Origin of the sequence: Streptomyces atroolivaceus (assembly GCF_000717025.1) — a bacterium.
GTDB lineage: Bacteria > Actinomycetota > Actinomycetes > Streptomycetales > Streptomycetaceae > Streptomyces > Streptomyces atroolivaceus.
The window spans coordinates 34,052-52,903 of record NZ_JNXG01000018.1 but is presented as its reverse complement, the minus strand read 5'-3'; the positions used below and the strand labels follow the sequence as shown (position 1 = coordinate 52,903).

17 protein-coding genes are annotated in these 18,852 nt (G+C 72.2%); 8 read left to right on the top strand and 9 right to left on the bottom strand.

Annotation, left to right across the window (positions count from 1 at the left end):
• Window positions 1–2 precede the first annotated feature (2 nt).
• Window positions 3–995 carry a 2-hydroxyacid dehydrogenase gene (locus OO67_RS29075; RefSeq protein WP_033304995.1) on the top strand — a complete coding sequence of 331 codons (993 nt, stop codon included), beginning with the start codon at window positions 3–5 and terminating at the stop codon, window positions 993–995.
• A gap of 29 nt (window positions 996–1,024) precedes the next feature.
• Here the strand turns inward: OO67_RS29075 and OO67_RS29070 are convergent, their stop codons facing one another.
• The 7 genes from OO67_RS29070 to OO67_RS29040 form a co-directional block, all read right to left on the bottom strand.
• The gene (locus OO67_RS29070; RefSeq protein WP_051709971.1) at window positions 1,025–1,204 is read right to left on the bottom strand and encodes a hypothetical protein; all 180 of its coding nucleotides are present in this window, start codon (window positions 1,202–1,204) and stop codon (window positions 1,025–1,027) included.
• A 356-nt stretch (window positions 1,205–1,560) separates the two neighbouring features.
• Window positions 1,561–1,917: a hypothetical protein gene (locus OO67_RS29065; RefSeq protein ID WP_033304740.1), complete on the bottom strand. Its 357-nt coding sequence runs from the start codon at window positions 1,915–1,917 to the stop codon at window positions 1,561–1,563.
• A 104-nt stretch (window positions 1,918–2,021) separates the two neighbouring features.
• The gene (locus OO67_RS29060) at window positions 2,022–3,740 is read right to left on the bottom strand and encodes an acyl-CoA dehydrogenase family protein (RefSeq protein WP_033304739.1); all 1,719 of its coding nucleotides are present in this window, start codon (window positions 3,738–3,740) and stop codon (window positions 2,022–2,024) included.
• 47 nt (window positions 3,741–3,787) lie between these two features.
• Window positions 3,788–4,354, bottom strand: coding sequence for a PadR family transcriptional regulator (locus OO67_RS29055; protein ID WP_033304738.1), 567 nt, complete (start codon window positions 4,352–4,354; stop codon window positions 3,788–3,790).
• Between the two features lie 91 nt (window positions 4,355–4,445).
• A complete protein-coding gene (locus OO67_RS29050) occupies window positions 4,446–5,375 on the bottom strand; it encodes an oxidoreductase (protein ID WP_033304737.1) in 930 nt (309 codons plus the stop codon).
• Window positions 5,376–5,486: 111 nt separating this feature from the next.
• The gene (locus OO67_RS29045) at window positions 5,487–7,133 is read right to left on the bottom strand and encodes an MFS transporter (RefSeq protein WP_051709968.1); all 1,647 of its coding nucleotides are present in this window, start codon (window positions 7,131–7,133) and stop codon (window positions 5,487–5,489) included.
• A gap of 90 nt (window positions 7,134–7,223) precedes the next feature.
• Window positions 7,224–8,366, bottom strand: coding sequence for a PP2C family protein-serine/threonine phosphatase (locus OO67_RS29040; protein WP_033304736.1), 1,143 nt, complete (start codon window positions 8,364–8,366; stop codon window positions 7,224–7,226).
• Window positions 8,367–8,988: 622 nt separating this feature from the next.
• Here OO67_RS29040 and OO67_RS29035 point away from each other — a divergent pair.
• Window positions 8,989–10,608 carry an ABC-F family ATP-binding cassette domain-containing protein gene (locus OO67_RS29035; protein WP_033304735.1) on the top strand — a complete coding sequence of 540 codons (1,620 nt, stop codon included), beginning with the start codon at window positions 8,989–8,991 and terminating at the stop codon, window positions 10,606–10,608.
• 102 nt (window positions 10,609–10,710) lie between these two features.
• Entirely contained in the window at window positions 10,711–11,730 is a 1,020-nt protein-coding gene (locus tag OO67_RS29030) for a bile acid:sodium symporter family protein (RefSeq protein ID WP_106972840.1), read from the top strand.
• A gap of 139 nt (window positions 11,731–11,869) precedes the next feature.
• Here OO67_RS29030 and OO67_RS29025 read toward each other — a convergent pair whose 3' ends face one another.
• The gene (locus tag OO67_RS29025) at window positions 11,870–12,871 is read right to left on the bottom strand and encodes a helix-turn-helix transcriptional regulator (protein WP_033304734.1); all 1,002 of its coding nucleotides are present in this window, start codon (window positions 12,869–12,871) and stop codon (window positions 11,870–11,872) included.
• Window positions 12,872–13,038: 167 nt separating this feature from the next.
• Here OO67_RS29025 and OO67_RS29020 point away from each other — a divergent pair, with 167 nt between their 5' ends.
• Window positions 13,039–14,139 carry a winged helix DNA-binding domain-containing protein gene (locus OO67_RS29020; RefSeq protein ID WP_033304733.1) on the top strand — a complete coding sequence of 367 codons (1,101 nt, stop codon included), beginning with the start codon at window positions 13,039–13,041 and terminating at the stop codon, window positions 14,137–14,139.
• A gap of 195 nt (window positions 14,140–14,334) precedes the next feature.
• Here OO67_RS29020 and OO67_RS29015 read toward each other — a convergent pair whose 3' ends face one another.
• Complete coding sequence (locus OO67_RS29015; protein WP_033304732.1) at window positions 14,335–14,553, bottom strand: MbtH family protein; 219 nt, start codon at window positions 14,551–14,553, stop codon at window positions 14,335–14,337.
• 145 nt (window positions 14,554–14,698) lie between these two features.
• On the opposite strand from OO67_RS29015, the gene OO67_RS29010 reads away from it, so the two are divergent.
• The 4 genes from OO67_RS29010 (at window position 14,699) to OO67_RS28995 (ending at window position 18,684) form a co-directional block, all read left to right on the top strand.
• A complete protein-coding gene (locus tag OO67_RS29010; RefSeq protein ID WP_033304731.1) occupies window positions 14,699–15,319 on the top strand; it encodes a DUF1707 SHOCT-like domain-containing protein in 621 nt (206 codons plus the stop codon).
• A gap of 242 nt (window positions 15,320–15,561) precedes the next feature.
• A complete protein-coding gene (locus OO67_RS29005) occupies window positions 15,562–16,062 on the top strand; it encodes a hypothetical protein (RefSeq protein WP_244300340.1) in 501 nt (166 codons plus the stop codon).
• A gap of 385 nt (window positions 16,063–16,447) precedes the next feature.
• The gene (locus OO67_RS29000; protein ID WP_033304730.1) at window positions 16,448–17,536 is read left to right on the top strand and encodes a tetratricopeptide repeat protein; all 1,089 of its coding nucleotides are present in this window, start codon (window positions 16,448–16,450) and stop codon (window positions 17,534–17,536) included.
• On the top strand, window positions 17,533–18,684 hold the full coding sequence (locus tag OO67_RS28995) for a polyprenyl synthetase family protein (protein WP_033304729.1): 1,152 nt from the start codon (window positions 17,533–17,535) through the stop codon (window positions 18,682–18,684). The genes OO67_RS29000 and OO67_RS28995 overlap by 4 nt, the downstream gene beginning before the upstream one ends.
• Window positions 18,685–18,852: the final 168 nt, after the last annotated feature.

Below are 18,852 nucleotides of genomic sequence, written 5' to 3'. Positions count from 1 at the left end.
TCATGCTCAATCACCGCATCCTCAGCCGGTTCCACGAACCGCTCAAGTCCCGGGCGGAGGGCGGGCACGAATGGCTGGACGCCTGCGACTGGGACGCCGACCGGATCTCCGGCGCCCTCCCGGACGTCGAGGTGTACGTCGGGACGAAGCTCGGTGCCGAGGATGCCCGTCGCGCCGCGCGGCTGCGGCTCGTGCACGTCGTCGGCGCCGGCTACGACGGCGTTCCGCTGGACGCGCTCGGCCCCGGCGTGACGGTAGCCACCACCCACCACCACGGCCCCTCCATCGCCGAGCACGTGCTGATGTCCGCGCTGATGCTCTCCCGTGACGTGCTGTCGGCCGATCGCGCCCTGCGCGCCGGACACTGGCGCAACGTGGCCGTCGATCAGGGGCTCCCGTTCGGCTCGACGCTGAGCGGCCGGCGGGCCGGGATCATCGGCTTCGGAGAGACGGGGACCGAGGTGGCCCGGCTGTTCCAGGCGGTCGGGCTCCGGGTGCGCGTCGTGCGGCGCGACCCCACGGCGCCGGTCCCCACCGACCTGCGGCCCGACTGGATCGGTGGCAACGACCGGCTGCCCGGACTCCTCGCCGAGTCGGACATCGTGGTGGTGACGGTCCCCCTGAGCCCCTCCACCCGCGGCATGATCGGACCGGCCGAGCTGAAGGCCATGGGGCCCGGTTCACTGCTGGTCAACGTCGCCCGGGGGCCGGTCGTACAGGAGGAGGCTCTCTACGAGGCACTCCGCTCCGGTGTCATCGGCGGCGCCGCCCTGGACGTGTGGTGGTCCGGGCCGCCGGACCGGCCGAGCCGGCTGCCCTTCCACGACCTGTCCAACGTGCTCATGACTCCCCACAACTCGGGCCACACCACCGACACCTTCGCGGCCCGCGCGGCGGAGATCGCCGACAACATCGGCCGCCTCCAGCGCGGCGAACCGCTGGTGAACGTGGTGCGCGCCGGCGACACGGGCGACGGCCCACATTCCGGAGCCTGAGGCCGCCGACGGCACACCGGGCCGCCCGGTCAGAGCCTGCCGAGGGCGTGCGCCACGAGCTCACGCGTACACGCGGCCTCCAGCCGGCCGTGGCGGAAGAGGATGCGGTCCATGATCGGCGCCACGCCGTCGTCCGTCATCAGCTCGGTGCCGGGCACCGGCGCACCACGCCGGGCCGCCCGGACCGGCATCGTGTCGGTCTGCTCCACGGCGCATGCGGAGCACCGGCCCGCGTCGGTCCCGTCCGGGTCTCCGGGAGCGCGTCCTCACCTGATGCAGGCCCGCCCGGACGGAGACGCCATCTCGGCAGCCACTTCCCGCCGCCACCGCCGGCCACGTGCGACGCGAGGGTGACGCGTACCGTCCGGCCCCGGCCGCTCCCGGGGACCGGCCCGTCCAGGATGAACCACGAAGGTCAGGGCCGTCGGCCTGCCTCCCGCGAGGGACCGGTCGGCCGCGCGAGTCCGACGCGGATGTCCCCCGCCACGGAATAGCGACCGTCACCCCGTCCGGACAGCCGTCCGGCGCCACCGGCCGAAGCCGGTGGCGCCGGTGGGTTCCGCTCTCATCCGGGGGTGGCGGTCAGCGACTCGTAGTACGCACCGAGCCCCCGCAGGTAGAAGAGGTCGCCCGTGTCCTGATCACGCTCGAAGCGCGGGGCGTCCTTGATCTGGTCCTTGGTGCACCTGACCCGGATCACCCTTTCGGCGTCGTCGACGGCGGTCACCATGCCGGCGGGCACGACGACGCTCCTGCCGAACTTCCAGACTCCCGCGTCGATGACCAGATGGTCGAAGCCCGGTACCGGAGAGAGTCTGATGACGGTGCCCACGCTCCCGTCCGGTGCTTCCACGCCGTATCCGATCACGTCGTCGTCGAGCGAGCGGTCCAGCCGCGCAGGTCCTGTCCAGACCGTTTCCATGGTCTCCTCCTCCTGGCAGCCGGCCCGATCCGGCCGCCGGACCTTCCATATGCCCCCTCCAGCGCAGGCGATGCGGGCCGGACCGCCCGGGCTCCCGGCCGGTACTACAGAGCCATCTCGTAGGCCCCGGACAGCGCTTCCACACGCTCCCAGACCCGCGCCGCGCGGGCGTCGTCGACGACGGGACGCCGTACCGCGGCGAGGGCCCAGCGCTGCTGTTCCCCGGTGGCGGAGTCCTTGCCGTGCAGCTCGACGGCGTTCGCGGAGAAGTCGCGGACGAGTACGGAGAACAGCTCGTCGAGCACGTCCTCGTCCAGGCCGGTCAGCCGGGCCTGCTCCAGGATCAGCTGCCCGTGGACCACTAGGGCGAAGAGCTGGCCGACGGAGAGCAGGAAGTCGAGGTCACGGCTCTGCTGCTCGTCGGGCGCGGCATCCGCCACGAACTCGCACAGCGCGTCCGCCTGCTCCCGGAAGCGGGCGACGTTGGGCACCGCGGCGTACGCGTCGAAGGCCGGGCGCCAGTCGTGGAAGCGCACGGAGCCGAGGCCGCGGGCGGGACCCTGCTGGAAGAGGAAGGTGTCGTCCGCGGCGTCCAGACGCGTCGGCACCGGCTCGTACCCGGCCGGATCCAGCAGGTGGTTGCGCATGAACTTCAGGATGAGAGCCAGATTGACGTGGACCGTGCCCTCCAGCTTGGGCAGACTGCGGATCTCCACGGCTGCCTGGGCGAAGTACGTGTCCTTCTCGAATCCCTTGGCGGCGATCACGTCCCACATCAGGTCGATGACCTTCTCGCCCTCCGTGGTCACCTTCATCTTCGTCATCGGGTTGAACAGCAGGTACCGCCGGTCGTCCGGTCCCGCCGAACGGAAGTAGTCGACGGCGCGGTCGCTGAACAGCTTCATGCCGACGAGCCGGACGTAGGCGTCGGTCAGCTCACGGCGGACGTGCGGGAACGCTGTCACCGGGCGGCCGTAGAGGACCCGGTTGTGCGCGTGGGTGACGGCCTCGTACATCGCGTGCTCGCAGATGCCGATCGAGGCGGTGCAGAGGTTGAACTTGCCCACGTTGACGGTGTTGAGGGCGGCGTCGAAAGCGGCGCGGCCGGTGTGCAGGACGTCGTCGGGGCCGACCGGGTAGCCGTCGAGACGGAACTCGCTGACGTACTTGGAGGAGTCGACGACGTTCTTCACGAGGTGGTAGGCGGGGTGACGGCTGTCGGCCGCGAAGAAGACGTAGCCGTCCGGGCCTTCGACGTCGGTGCGCCGGCCGAAGACGGAGACGAGACCGGCTGCGTTGCCGTTGCCTATGTAGTACTTGGAACCGGTCGCCTGGAAACCGCCGTCGCCATCCGGTTCCAGAAGCATGTCCGTGGAGTAGATGTCGGCGCCGTGCGACTTCTCCGACAGGCCGAAGGCGAACACCTCGCCCTGGGAGAGCAGACCGGCCGCACGGCTGCGGGCGGCGGCGTTGTCGCTCTGCCAGACCGGGCCGAGGCCGAGGATGGTCACCTGCCAGGCGTACCAGTAGTCGAGTCCGTAGAACCCGAAGATCTCGTTGAGCGCGGCGATCCGGGCCGTGTCCCAGCGCTGGTCCTCCCGCTGCGCGGCGGCGGCGGGGGTGAGGAAGGTGGCGAACAGGCCTTCCTCCGCGGCGAACTCGAGGAACTCCCCCAGCCAGGCGCGGGAACGGTAGTCCTCGATGAGCTGCCGCTTGCCGCGCTCCTCGAACCAGTCGACGGTGGCGCGCAGCAGCCTGCGGGTCTCGGGGTCGAAGTGCGACGGGTCGTAGGTACGCGGGTTGAACAGCAGCGGGTCTGCCATGGTGGTACGCCTTCCGAGGGATTACGGGCGGGAGGATGCAGGATGCTTCAGATGTGGGGGCCGGTCGCTCCGAGCCGGCGGAGGGTGGCGAGTACGTCGTCGAGCCAGACGACCGTCATGCGCTCGTACGCGATGCCGCCGCGCAGCACGACGTGCTGCAGCTCCTGACCCGCGTCGAGCGGCGCGGGGGCACCGGGGCCGGTGAAGTCACGCAGTTCCCCGGCGAGGTAGTGCGCGAGCCGGTCGCTGTGCACCCGGTGGTGCCGCTCGACCTCGTGGAGCAGCGCGGCCGGGTCGTCGAAGGCCGCACCACGGATCTTGACCGCGAGATCGTGGCGGAGGCTCTCGGGTTCGATCGGTTCGTGCAGCCAGCCGGAGAGGGCGGCGCGGCCGGGGGCGGCGACGGAGTACTCCTTCTTGTCCGGCCGGCGCTCCTGCGGCACGTCGCGGACGTCGAGCAGGCCGTCACTCTCCATGCGCTTGAGTACGCGGTAGATCTGCTGGTGCGTGGCGGTCCAGAAGTACCCGATGGACCGCTCGAACCGCCGGGCGAGCTCATAGCCTGAGCCCGGCTGCTCCAGCAGGGAGACGAGGATCGCGTGTTCGAGCGCCATGCCCCGATCGTTCTATGCAACTGGTTGCATAGCAAGCGGCGGCGGCCGGGTGAGACACGCCTCACCCGGCCGCCGCCGCGGGCGGCCTGTGTCAGCTGACGTCGGCGGCCGTGCCGGTGAGGCGCGCCGACTCGTCCCACAGGGCCCGTGCCGTGGTCATGTCCTGGGCCCGGGCCGCCATGCGTGCCGGTGCGGGGCCTCCTCTGGTCCCGCCCAGCAGCCGCGGGCCGTAGTAGCTTCCGCCGAGCGCCCCGGGCAGGGTCGCCGCGTACAGCGTGGGCAGCGCACCGGCGGACGCCGGCTGCGTGTACACCCGCGTCGCCCGCTCCAGCTTCGCCGCCCAGGCGCGTCCGGCCAGCCGTGGGCCCGCCTGTCCGAGCTCCGTCGCCGACAGGCCCGGATGGGCCGCCAGCGCGAGCACCTGCTTGCCGGCCGCGTCCGCACGGCGCTGGAGTTCCGCGGTGAAGAGCAGGTTGGCGAGCTTGGACTGCGCGTAGGCTCGCCACTTGTCGTAGCCGCGCTCGGCGTTCAGGTTGCCGAAGTCGATACGGCCGAAGCGGTGCGCCAGTGACGACACGGTGACGACCCGCGACAGGCCTCCCGCCCCGAGCAGGGGCAGCAGGTGGTGGGTGAGCGCGAAGTGGCCGAGGTGGTTGGTGCCGAACTGCGTCTCGAAGCCGTCGGCCGTGCGCAGCAGGGGCAGGGCCATCACTCCCGCGTTGTTGACGAGCAGGTCGAGCCTGCCGTCGGTCTCCTCGGCGATGTGGCGCGCGGCCTCGGCCACGGCGGACAGGTCCGCCAGGTCGAGACCGACGAGCCGGGTGTCCGAGCCCGGCGCGGCACGTCGGACGGCGTCCAGCGCGCGCCCGCCACGCTCGGGGTCCCGGCAGGCGAGGACGGTCCGCGCTCCGGAGCGGGCCAGCGCGAGCGCGGTCACCGCTCCGATCCCGCTGTTCGCGCCCGTGACCACCGCGGTGGTGCCGGAGAGGTCGGGCATGTCGTCGAGAGTCCATGAGTGCATACGCCACGCCTCCCCGTCGTAAGCCGCCGCACACGCGGGGCGTCCGTGTCGCACGGGTGAGGCGGCAGGCGCCGGACCGGGCGGGTGGGCGGCCGTGCTCCTGGCGCTTCTTCAGCCGCCGTCCCCCGGGGCGCCCCGCTCCGGACGCACATGCCTCCCGGTGGGCGTGTCGCCGGTCACCCGCGTCCCCGGATGCCGCAGGGCGCACAGGTAGGCGATCCCGAGCGCGATGGCCATCCCGTAGAACACCCACTGGTTGGCCTCGGCGAAATCCAGCCTGACCGCGTCCATCGAGTCCCGCATCAGTGTGGCGGTCCGGCCGTCACCGGTCGGTTCCCTCGCGTCCGGATTCCCGGTGACGGCCTCCGCGACCGATCGGGCGGCATCACGCGCCGGGCCCGCCGGTACTCCCCCGGACGTGAGGGTCTCCACGACCCTGTCGGTGGTGACGTGCGTGAGGACCGTCCCGAAGACGGCGATCCCGATACTGGCCGCGAAGTTGCGCACGGTCTGGGTGATGCCGGTGACCTCGCCGTACGAGGCGCCGATCGACCGGTTGACCGCGTCGGTGGAGGCCGGTGCCAGCAGGAAGCCGATACCGGCACCGGCGAGGGCCGCGTACGGCCACTGGTCGTGCATCGACAGGTCCGTCAGCTTGTTCGCCCACAGTGCGAACCCCACCGCGCCGAGCGCCGTGCCGAGTTTCATCGCCGGGCGGGCCCCGCGCCGGTCCAGGATCCGGCCACCCCACTGGGACGCGATCCCGAAGCCGATGAAGAAGTACAACAGGTACAGCGCGGCCTGGTTCGGTGAGGCGCTCAGCGAGACCTGTGCGTAGACGGAGGCGAAGAAGAACACCGGGACGAAGGCCAGCATCGCGAAGAAGAGGACGAGCGTGTCCACGGTGAACGCCCGGTCACGGAAGACCTGCAGTCTGATGAGCGGTTCCGCCACCCCGAGTTCGTAGCGGCAGAACACCGCCAGGACGACGATCCCCCCGACGACGCACGCCCAGGTGGCGACGCTGCTCCAGCCCCATGCGGACGCCTGCTGGAATCCGAGGACACTGAGCCCCATGCCTGCGGCGACCAGGACGGCACCGGGCACGTCGAGCTTCTCGCGCCGGCGGGTCCCGGGGATGTGGGCCATGGCTGCCAGGACCAGGGCGATGACGGCGATGGGCACGTTCACCCAGAAGATCGCCCGCCAGGTCCAGGCCGTCAGCCAGCCACCGAGCAGCGGGCCGACCGCGGTGAGCGCACCCGACAGACCGAAGAACAGCGCCAGGGCGCGGCCGCGCTTCTCCACGGGGAAGACGGCGATGACCACGGCGAGCGCGGCGGGGAACATCAGTGCCGCGCCGAGCCCTTGGGTGGCGCGGAAGATGATCAGCCATGTCTGAGCGAGGTCGCCGGCCGGAACGCACCCGCACAGCACGGACGAGACGACGAACAGAAGGGTGCCGAGCAGCATCACCCGGCGGTGGCCGATGATGTCGGACAGCCGGCCGCCGAACGCGAAGAAGGCGGCGAGCGCGAGCAGGTAGGCGTTGACGACCCATTGCATCCCGGAGGACGAGAGGCCGAGCTCGTCGATGATGCTCGGGGCCGCGATGGAGACGATCGTCTGGTCGATGAACGTCATCGACACGGCGAAGAGCATCGCCGCGAGAGCCAGCGTCCGGTTGGCGGAGCCCCGTTCCGCGGAGGGGTCGTCCGCGCCTGAACCGGGACCCGGGGGGACCCTGTCGGTGCGCATGGTCCGAGTGTGGACCGGATGGGGACCACCCGCACATCAGGTGTCGCCCGCTGTACGGCGGATGGCGGTGCTGGGCGCCCCGGCCCGCCGTCAGCCCGGGGCGGCGGCCGGAGCGGACCTGTCCGGCGGCGCGGAGCCGTGCCCGGCACGGGCGCGGTGCAGGGCCAGCATCGCCTGGTCGTCCTGTGGCCGGCCGCCGGCATGGCGCCGTACGTCCTGGATCAGCGTGTCCAGGATCTGCCCCGGCGTGAGGCGCCCGCCGGAACGCGCCCGCCTGCCCAGCACGAGCGGCAGTCGGGCGACGGGGTCGTAGAAGCGCCCGTCGGCGTCCCGGGACTCGGTGACCCCGTCGGTGAAACAGAGCAGAGTGGATCCGGCCGGGAAGGAGAAGCTGTCGAGCGGCGCGGACCACGCTCCGAGGTCGCTCATGCCCAGCGGGGGCGCCTCCTCGGACGCCTCGAGCAGTGTGGCGCCGCCCTGCGCGTCGAGGAGTACGGGCGGCGGATGCCCGCGGTTGACCAGGCGTACGGTCTCCAGGTCCGGGGAGAACTCCGCGATGAGAGCCGTCGTGAAGCCCTCCTGCTGCTGCTGTCCGCCGCGCCGGCCGCCCTCGCGCAGGAGAGCCCTCTCCAGCCGGGTCACCAGTTGCGGAAGGTCCTCGGACTCGTCCGCCGCGTACCGGAAGGCGCCGAGGTCCGCGCTGACGGCGCTGACCGCCCCCAGGCCCTTCCCCCGTACGTCGCCCACCATCACCCGGATTCCGTACGGGGTGCTCTGCACCACGTACAGGTCTCCGCCGATCAGGGCTTCGCTCTCGGCCGGTACGTACCGCGCGTCGATGTGCAGGTCACCGAGCCGTGACGGGGGCCTGGGCAGCACGGCCCGCTGGGCGACGGCCGCTACGTGCTGGGCGCGCCGGGCGCGGGCGTCCTGTCTGCGCAGCGTGCGGTGGATCAGCACGGCGAGCGCGGTGACGGCCGCCAGGGTGATCTGGTTGGCCACGCCCGCGCGCCAGCCGAAGGTCCCGTCGAGCCGCGCGAGAAACGCGTGGACGACCATCGCCGTGAGGCCGATGCCGATGATCCCCCGCACGCCGAAGAGCGGCGCGGCGGCGACGGGTGCCGCCATGAGGAGCGGCGCGGACGTCACATCGTGCGGTGTGACCAGGTCGACCGCCACGGCCAGCACGATGAGGCCTACGGGGATCCACTGGGTTCTCAGCAACTGCGGCACTCCCCCACGCTGCCCGCAAGCGTGGTACTCCGCATCCCCGGGACCTACGCGAGCGGGCGTGCGGAGCAGGGCTCCTGACGCGCACGAGCCTTCGGTGGCAGCGGAACGCTGATCTTCCGCCCGGTGCGCATCCGCCACGGAGACATTGCACGCATGACCCACACAAGCGCTCGTACGGAGCAGTCGGCACCTCACCGCAGGACGACTCGCAGCCCTTCGAGGACCTTCGCGGTCATCGCCTCCGCGCTCGTGGCGGCCCGCTCCCCCACCACCTGCGGTGACGACGGCAGCCACGGCACCGGGCCTGTGCGTCCGCTTCGGCGCGGCCCGGCACGGCACGGCACATCGCCCGTGCCGAGCGGCGCCCAGGGACCGGGCGCAAGGATGACGGAACCTCAGGACCGGAGGGCCGTCGGCTGCTAGGGTCCCTCCGGACAGCGACCTCTCGGCGAGGAGACAGGACATGGTGGGAGACGACGACATCTCCGGGTGATACCCGGATGTGACCGCCCGTCGGCCGGTGCGCGACAGCACCGTTGCCGCGTGGCACCCGTCGTTCCCGTTTCCCGTGCCCACCCGGGGCAGAAGTCCGTCTGCCCGCACGCCACACGAGGTCACCCCTGTGTCCGACACCCCCTCTGCAGCCCTGCTCGCACGCGACGTCGTCCGCTCCTTCGGCACCGGGCGGGTGGTCGACGGGTTCTCCCTCACCGCGTCCCCCGGCCACCGCATCGGGCTGATCGGAGAGAACGGTGTCGGTAAGTCGACATTGCTCCGTCTGCTCGCCGGCGCCGACGAACCCGACGCGGGCATCATCACCCGCCCTGCCGACCTGGGCTTCCTGCACCAGGAGATGCCGTTCGACGCGGCGGCCACGATCGCCGACGTGCTGGACGAGGCCCTGCGAGAGGTCCGCGACGAGCTCGCCGCGCTCGAACACCTCTCCGGCCGACTCGCCTGCGCACAGGAGGATTCCCCCGACTACGCCGGGCTGCTCGACGCCTACGGCCGACGGCTCGAGCGCGCCCAGGAACAGGAGGCCTGGGACGCCGACCGCCGCGCCACGATCGTGCTCGAGGGCCTCGGCCTCGGCGGGATCGGCCGGGACCGGGCGCTCGACTCCCTGTCCGGCGGGCAGCGCGGGCGCCTGGCCCTGGCTTCCCTTCTGGTCCGCAAACCTTCGGCGCTGCTGCTGGACGAGCCGACCAACCACCTCGACGACCGTGCTGCCGAGTTCCTGGAGGAGCAGGTCCGCGGCCTCTCCGGGGTCGTCGTCGTCGCGAGCCATGACCGGGCCTTCCTCGACGCCGTGTGCACGGACCTGGTCGACCTCGACCCGGCCGTCGACGGACCTGTGCGCTACGGCGGCAACTACTCCGCCTACCAGGCAGAGAAGCGCGCCGAACGGGAGCGCTGGGAGCGGCGCTACGCCGAGGAGCAGGAGGAGCTGGAAGCCCTGCGCCTGTCGGCCGGCACGACCGCGCGTCGCGTCGCCCCGGACCGTGGACCACGCGACAACGAGAAGATGGGATACGGCGTCCGGGCGGGCCGGGTACAGAGCCAGGTCTCGCGGCGGGTCCGTAACGCCGCACGCAGACTCGACGAACTGGAGCGGCACCGGGTCGCCCAGCCGCCCCTGCCACTGCGCTTCCGCCGCGACGCGCTCGCCGGACCGTCGGGGGACGGAACGCTCGTCTCCCTGCGAGGCGTGCGGGTCCGGGACCGCCTCGCCGTCGACCGCCTCGACGTGTCGGCGACCGAGCGTCTGCTCGTGACGGGTGACAACGGTGCGGGGAAGTCGACGCTTCTGGCCGTGCTCGCCGGGCACCTCACGGCGGACACCGGCGAGGTCCGGCGCAGGGGCGGGCTCTCGGTGGGGCTGCTGGCCCAGGACACCGTCTTCGACCGGCCGGACCGCACCGTCCGGGACACCTACGCACATGCGCTCGGTGACGAGCGCGCGGAAGCCGTCCCGCTGAGCTCGCTCGGCCTGATGGCCGAGGCGGATCTCGGCAAGCAGGTGGGACGCCTGTCCGTCGGTCAGCGCCGCCGGCTCGCGCTGGCCCTGCTGGTGGCGCGTCCGCCCGAGTTGCTGCTCCTCGACGAGCCCACGAACCACCTGTCCCCGCGGCTCTGCGACGAGCTCGAGGACGCCATGGGTGCGGGCCCTGGAGCGATCGTCGTCGCCGGCCACGACCGCCGGCTGAGGAGCCGTTGGCAGGGGCGTGGGATACACCTGTAGCCACGCCGGAAAGGACCCTCAGGGCAGACACATCCTGGACACGGTGTCCACATCGCGAGACGCGTTTGCGGAGGCGTACACCTGCGGCGTTCCATCGCGCCTGTGCAAACCGAACAGATAAGCCCTGATCAGCCGGCCTCCGACGACAAAGCGGCGAGGCGCGCCGTCACGGTGTTCCCCGTGCTCGTACTCGTGGCGGGCGTAGCCGGTCTCGTCACCCCCGGCACGTTCGACGGCTGGACGGGATCGGTTCCGTACCTGCTGGGAATCGTCATGTTCTGCATGGGGCTGACGATGACCCCGCTCGACTTCAGAGGTGTGGTGAAGCGTCCGTGGGCCGTGGCGATCGGCCTCGTCGCGCACTACGTGATCATGCCGGGCCTCGGCTGGGCCATCGCCCATCTGCTCCAGCTGCCTCCCCAGTTGGCGGCCGGGCTCATCCTGGTCGGCTGCGCGCCGAGCGGCACGGCGTCGAACGTGGTGACCTTCCTGGCCCGCGGTGACGTGGCGCTGTCGGTCTCCGTCGCCACCGTCTCCACCCTGGTCGCCCCGCTGGTGACGCCGCCCCTCACACTGCTGCTGGCGGGCGCCTACCTGCCTGTCGACGCCGGCTCGATGATCACCGACATCCTCAAGACGGTGCTGCTCCCGATCCTCGGCGGGCTGGTGGTTCGCCTCGTCGCGGGCAAGTTCGTCGACCGCGTGCTGGGTCTCATGCCCTGGCTGTCGTCGCTGGCCATCGCCGCGATCGTGTGCGCCGTCGTGGCGGGCAGCGCCAGTATGATCAAGTCGGCCGCTGTGAGCGTGCTGATCGCCGTCGTGCTGCACAACGGCCTCGGCCTCGCGCTCGGTTACGGCGCGGGCAAGGTCTCCGGGCTCGGCCGGCCTGCCAGCCGCGCCATGGCCTTCGAGGTCGGCATGCAGAACTCCGGTCTCGCCGCCTCCCTGGCGACTGCTCACTTCAGCCCGCTTGCCGCTCTGCCGGCCGCGGTGTTCTCCGTGTGGCACAACATCTCGGGCGCCCTGGTCGCCGCATGGATGTCCCACCGGTCACGGCGCGACGAGCCGGTGCCCGTGGCCGCCGGTACCACGCCGAAGGCACGGACCGCCGAGGAGTCCTGACCCGGCTTTCCGAGCCCGGCGGTCCCGCGGCTCGAAGGCGTCCGTCCGGGTTCCCGGGCGGACGCCTCGTGCGTTCCGTGGCCGGCCCCGGCCGTACGAAGGCACCCGCGCACAGCCGGGACCGGCCCGCTGAGCCCGGTCATATCCCTGAGGGTTCGCCGGTCGCGGCATCGGCGTAGCGGCGTGCCAGGTTCGCGCAGGCGTCCTTGAGTTCGGCAGGTCCGACGACCTGGAAGTCGCCGTCGAACCTGCCGATCGTGGCCGCCAGTCCGGGCCATGACCACGCCCCCAGGAGGAGCCGGCAGCGGTCCGGACCGAGTGCCTCGACGACTCCGTCGCGGCTGTAGCGGGACACGACGGGAGCCGGCAGGTCAAGGATGACCTCTCCGCGGCAGGGCCAGTCCCCGCCGCCGGCCGATCCCTGGAATCTGCCCGCCACGAACTCGGCGACGTCACCCCCGGGCACGTCACGCGGGGTGAAACGGGGCCCCCTGGGGGTGCGCGGGGCGATGCGGTCGGCGCGGAAGGTCCGCCAGTCGTCGCGGTCGAGGTCCCAGGCCAGGAGGTACCAGCGCCCGCGCCACGTGACGAGGTGGTGAGGTTCGGCACGGCGCGGCGGCTTCGCGGCGTCGCTTTGCCCGGCCTCCGAAGTCGCCCCGGTGTAGTCGAAGCGCAGGACCTCACGGGCGTGGACGGCCTCGCTCAGCGCGACGAGGACGCGGGGGTCCGCCTGCGGACCGGGCTGCGTCTCCGCTGGTCCGACGGCGGTGACGTGGAGGGCGTCGACGCGGTGGCGCAGCCGCGCCGGCATGACCTGCCGGACGGTGTTCAGCGCACGTGCCGCCGCTTCCTCGATGCCGGCACCGGTGGTGGCGGCGGTCCGGAGCGCGACGGCAAGGGCGACGGCCTGGTCGTCGTCGAACAGCAGCGGCGGGAGTTCCGCGCCGGCGTCGAGACGGTAGCCCCCGTCGGGCCCCTTGGCGGCCACTACGGGGTAACCGAGTTCACGCAGGCGGTCGACGTCACGGCGCACGGTACGCGGACTCACCTCCAACCGCTCCGCAAGCACCTGCCCCGGCCAGTCACGACGCGCCTGGAGCAGGGAGAGCAGAAACAGCAGTCGCGCCGAGGTCCTCGCCATGTCAGCAGTATCCCCCGGAGAAGCGGACAGCCCCTGTCCGCTTCCCCTGCGACTGTGGTTCTGGACATGCACGTGACCGAAAGGAACCCAGCCGCCGTGAACACGCGAGATTCCGGCCGGACCGGGAACGCGGCCCACCTCCGGCGCCCCGCCCCCGTGGTGACACGATGACCGTTCTCGACAGCCGGGCACTCAATCGCGCCACGCTCGCCCGGCAGTTGCTCCTCGATCGCGCCGGCCTGCCCGTGCTCGACGCCGTCGGCCACCTGGGCGGCCTCCAGGCGCAGGAGCCGCAGGAGCCGTACGTCGGACTCTGGTCGCGGTTGCGAACGTTCGAACCGGCGTCCCTGTCTGACCTGCTGGTCCGGCGCAGCGTGGTACGGATCCACCTGATGCGGCGCACCGTCCACCTGGTGACCGCCGAGGACGCGGTCGCCTGGCGGGCTCGCCACGACGCCATGCTGCGCCAGCGGGTGCTCGGCGTATACCGCCGCGAGTTCGACGGGACGGATCTCGACGAACTCGCCGAGGCCGGACGGGCGGTGCTGGCGGACGGGAAGCCACGCTCGGCCGCCGAGTTGGTACGCGAGCTCACCGTGCGCTGGCCGAAGCCAGGACGCCGGGCCCTGGGCGAGATGGTGGTCGCCGCCCTGGTACCGGTCGCACAGACCCCGCCTCGGGGGCTGTGGCGCACCGATGCGGGGGTGCGCAACGTCCTGCTCTCCTCCTGGCTGGGCCGGAGCATCGACCCGCCGGTCCTCGACACCTCCGACCCGGTCGGCCAGACCTTGGTACGCCGCTACCTGGCCGCCTTCGGGCCTGCGGCATCGGCGGACCTGCGCGCGTGGTGCGGCCTGGCCGGGCTCCCGGCAGCGGTGAAGGCGCTGCGCGAGGAACTCGTCTCCTTCCGGGACGAGCGCGGCCGCGAACTGCTCGACCTCCCCGGCGCACCACGCCCCGACCCCGGAACGCCCGCACCTGTGCGGTTCCTCCCGGCGTTCGACAACGCCATCCTCGGCTACCACGACCGCGGCCGGATCATCGACGACGCCCACCGCGGTCTCTCGGTCGCCGGCGAGCGCGTCGTACTGGTCGACGGCCGGGTCGCCGCGACCTGGAGTGTGGACGTGGGCACCGTGGTGGTGACCCCGCTGCGCGGCCTCTCCCGGCCCGACCGCGACAGCGTCGCCGAGCAGGGGAGCGAACTGGCCTCGTTCCTTTCCGACGGCGGAAGCAGTCGTGTGCGGATCGCCGTGCCCGCGTGCTGATGCACCCCGGGGCGGCCGGGCGTTTCCGTGCCTCCCCGGCCCCCGGTTACGGCACCCCACGCACGTGGGCGGGGCGCCGTGACCGTCGGGGCGGACGCCGCCGAGCGGGACGCCCGGGGCGGCGGCAGCGCCCGCCACCCCGGCTCCGCCGGCGAACCCGCGGCGTGCTCACGCAGGGCGGCTCCGTGGGACGGCTCAGGCGGGACCGGCCGCCATGCTCCGTATCAGGCTCTTGGGCCGCAGGTCGGTCCAGTTCCGCTCCACGTACTCGAGGCAGGCCTGGCGGGTGTCCTCCTGGTGTGCCACGGTCCAGCCGGCGGGCACCTCGGCGAAGGCGGGCCACAGCGAATGCTGTCCCTCGTCGTTGACGAGCACCAGATAGGTGCCGTTCTCGTCCTCGAAGGGGTTGGTCACCGGTACTCCTAAAACTTAGGTAAGGCTATCTTCACCTGACGGTCGCAACCTTACCCACCTAGATCCCGGTTGACGCCTCGGGCGGCACAACTCCCATGGCGCGGTAGCCGTGCACCCCGATCCGCCGGGCACTTATCCTGTGGACATGACTGCTCAGCTTCCGGAGCCCTCCCCGCGCCCCGCCGCCCCGAGTGAGCTCCGCGCCTCTCATGACGACCGGGAAGCGGTGGTGGAGCGACTGCGCGACGCGGCAGCCGAAGGCCGTATCGATCTCGACGAGCTGGATGCGCGTCTGGAGCAGGCGTTGACGTCCAAGACCTACGCGGAGCTGGCCGTCCTGACTGCCGACCTGCCGCAGCTGAACTCCTCCGAGAACCGGCCGCCGCTGGTACTCAAGGGCGGAATGAACGGCGCGTCCCGAGGTCCTGGGCGTTGGGAGGTTCCGGGGCGCGTGATAGCTCACGGAGGATGGGGCGGCGTGAAGCTGGACTTCAGCCGGGTCCGGTGCCGCCTCACCGAGATCGCGGTGGAGGCCTACGGGGAGGCGGCCGGTGTCACCGTCGTCATCCCCGACGCCTGGGCCGCGGACACCAGCGGCATGGACCCCGGCATCGGCGGCCTGACGGACAGGACCACTCCGGACCGCCTCCCGGGTACTCCGCTGATCCGGCTCACGGGCTCCGGCGGCGTGTCGGGAGTGGTCATCCGCCACCCCAGCCGCTGGGAACGGCGCAAGCTGCGCAGCAACCCGACGGACCAGATCTAGGCGGTGCCGGGGAACTGGCGCCACCCCCGGCCGCACGCCGACCACCGCAGTCCGACGCACGGCTACCACCTGCACGTGACGTTCGAGCGGACCCTCGACCGCCATCCCGCCGAACCGACCGCCACGAGATCGGTGAGCCTCGACTGCCGGACCGGTACCGGGACTCGAGCTGCGACCGGGTGGCGTCACCCGTACCGGACGCCGTGCCGATGCCTCTTTCGGGGAGTCGCCACAATGACTGCATGAGGTCCCACGACGTCCTGCTGAGCGAGCTGCGCCGGAGCATGGCCGCGCTGACCACAGAGGGGCGCGTGTACGTCCGGGCCGGCCGGTACGCGGAGTCCGCCCCGGACATGGCGGAACTGACGGCGCAGATCCGCGCGTTGCTCACCCAGGTTTTCGAGGACCCGGCGTGGAAGCGCTTCCTCGCTCCCGCGGTACCGCCGGGGGCCGGGGCCGTCGAAGGCAGTTTGGAGCTCATCGAGGTGGGGACCGCGGCAGGTCTCCTCACGTCTGTCGCCTCCGTCGGCATCGTCTGGCCGTCCCACGCCCTCGTGGACCACGCCGTAGCCGCCCGGACGGCGACGCGTGTGGTGTCGCTGCTCCGGTCCGACGCGACCTGGTGGACCAACCACGACTCCGACTGCGGCGCCGTCAACCTGCTCACACCGGTCTTCGACAGCCTGATCGCGGGAACGGACGGCACCTACTACGCGATAGCCGTCCAGGTCGCCGACGACTGAACCCGGCCGCACCCACAGGCCTCTGATCCTTCCCGCGGACGGACGCGCCCGCCCGCCACACCGTCCGGACGGGGTTCCTCGGCCTCCCTCTCGCGGAGGACCGCGGGCGCGTGGCCCACAGCCTCCGCCGGCGGTCCTGCCCGTGCGAGCAGGACCTACGCGGCGGCCAGGTGACGACGGTGAGCGGCCGCCCCCTCCGTCCGCGGCGTCCATCCCGATGACTAGTCCACGTGTCTCCTGTGGCCCTCACGTATGACCCGTGACCGACGTGAAGAGGGATTCGTGGAACCCCTGCCGGCTCATACCGTCTTGATCAGAGACCGCGGCCGACAGCCGTCGGGGCAACGGTTCCGAAGACAGGCGAGACAGTGAGCAGGTGGCACGGGTGACTCAGCAGGATCGGCCGAAGGGCAAGGCGTTCGCTCCCGAATACCAGGGGGCGCTCGGCTCGTTGTCGGTGAACTCCTCCCTCAGCGAGGTGCTGGCCAAGGGCGTCGAAGAACTACGGGCTGCCGAACGTGCCGGGGAGCACCGGGAAATGGCACGCTGCGGGCTCGCTGTGGCGGAGGCTTACAGGCGGCTGGGGCGCGTGGCTGACGCCGACGCCGCGTGGAAGTCGAGTTACCGTGCGGCACGTTCGGCGCAGGACGTCGGGGCCATGGCATGGGCGTTGTGGAGCGGTGGCACGCTCGCCCGCCAACGGGGTTCGCTGGCACTCGCGTACCGGCTCCTCGGGCTCGCTGCCGAGATGGGTGAACGCGGGGGCGACGTGGTCGTACGCGGCTACTCGCTCGCCGGTCTCGCGGAGACGGGGCGCATCCAGGGCGACTACCAGGCCGTCGGCGAGCTGCACGAACGACTCCTCGCGGAAGCCCGCAGGCGCGGAGAGGCCCGGCACACGGTCTGGGCGCTGGAAGGCATAGCCCAGATGCACCGGAACACCGGGTCGTACGACAGGGCACTCGCCCTCTTCGAGGAGGCGGCCGAGACCGCGCTCCGAGCCGATGACCGGCGAGGCCGGGCCTGGGCGCTGCGCGGCATAGCCGACGTCGTGTCCGTACGCGACGGTGACGTGGAGCGTGCGCTGGCGCTGCTCACCGAGGCAGAATCCGTGTGCCGCGAGATGAAGTTGTCCAGTGCGCTGGCGTACAACCACAAGATGCGGGCCAACGTGCACTACCGCGCGGGGCAGTACCCGCAGGCCCGTGACACCTACGCACAGGCGCTCGCGGAGTTCGAGGAGATGAACGAGCCGCGGGGCACCGCGCTGTCCCGGCTGGGGCTCGCCAAGTCGCTGGCCCGGCTCGGACGGAACCCGGCGGAAACGGTCGTGGAACTGGCCGGGCTCCGCCGGACCCTGGACCGCATCGGCCTGAAGCACGCCCGGGACATGGTCGACAAGGCGGCGGTGGAGCTGGGAGTCGGCCCGCTGCCCGGCGTCGGCCACCGCACGGGGGAGGCGGTGACGCGATGACCTCCCCCGTGACCGCGTCGGCCGGCACCGTACGCGACGCCGCGCCCGCCGGATCCGCCCGGAAGGCCGCGCCGGCCGGGGACGTCACGCCTTCGGACTCCGCGTCGTCCGAGCCCTCGGCCACCGCTCCCGGCATACTCGCCCGCTGTCGCGATCTGGTGCGCCCGTCCTTGTCGGCCGCCGTCGGGCGGCTCCATCCCTGGCCGGGCGAGATGGCCGCGTACTCCCTCGGCTGGTGCGAGGTCGGCGGTACGCCGGCTGACGGGTCGTTCGAGGGCAAGGGCGTGCGCCAGGCCCTCGCCGTCCTGTGCGCCGAGGCCGCGGAGGCGCCCGGGGAGAGCGCCGTGGCCGGCGCGGTGGCCGTCGAGCTGATCCACACCTTCTCGCTGCTGCACGACGACATCATGGACGGGGACGGGACCCGGCGGCAGCGGCAGACCGTGTGGAAGGCGTACGGCACCGGGCCCGCCGTGCTCGCCGGGGACGCGCTCTTCGCCCTCGCGGTGCAGACGCTCGCCGAGACACCGGGACCGCACACGGCCGCGGCCGTCGGGCGGCTGTCCGGGACACTGGGCGGCCTCGTGCACGGTCAGGCGGAGGACCTTCTCTTCGCGGCCCGCCCGTGGACGGGACCCGAGGCCGTCCGGCCCGACGAATACCGTGCCATGGCGGAACTCAAGACCGGCACCCTGCTGGGCTGCGCCGCAGCACTGGGCGGCCTCCTGGGCGGGGCTCCTGCCCGCACCGTCGCCGCGCTGGACCGTGCCGGGCGCCACCTCGGGGTGGCCTTTCAGGTCATCGACGACCTGCTCGGCATCTGGGGTGACCCTGCCGTCACGGGCAAGCCCGTGCACAGCGATCTGCGGCAGCGGAAGAAGACGTACCCCGTTCTGGCCGCTCTCGCCGGTGACGGCCGCCGTGCCGGGGAGCTGGCAGGTCTTCTGAACTCCCCGCTCGGACTCGACGACGCCGGCGCGGTCCGTGCGGCCGCACTCGTGGAAGCGTGCGGCGGCCGCACCGCCACCGTGGCCGAGGCGGGCCACCACCTCGACGCGGCCCGCGCCTGCCTGCGGAGCGTGCCCCTCGCGCCGCGCGCGGCGCGAGAGATCGACGTGCTGCTCGGGTTCCTGCTCCACCGCAGGTTGTGACCGGCGGGCGGGGTGCCCCGCTCGGTGGGGTCAGGGGGGCGAGGAGACCGACGGTGTACGGGGCCCCGGGCGCGGCGAGGACCCGTCCGGCCGTCCCGAGGCCGGGTCGCGCAACACGCGCTGCCCCGGGAATGGCCCGGATCCGTGTATCGGCGTGCCACGCTCTTC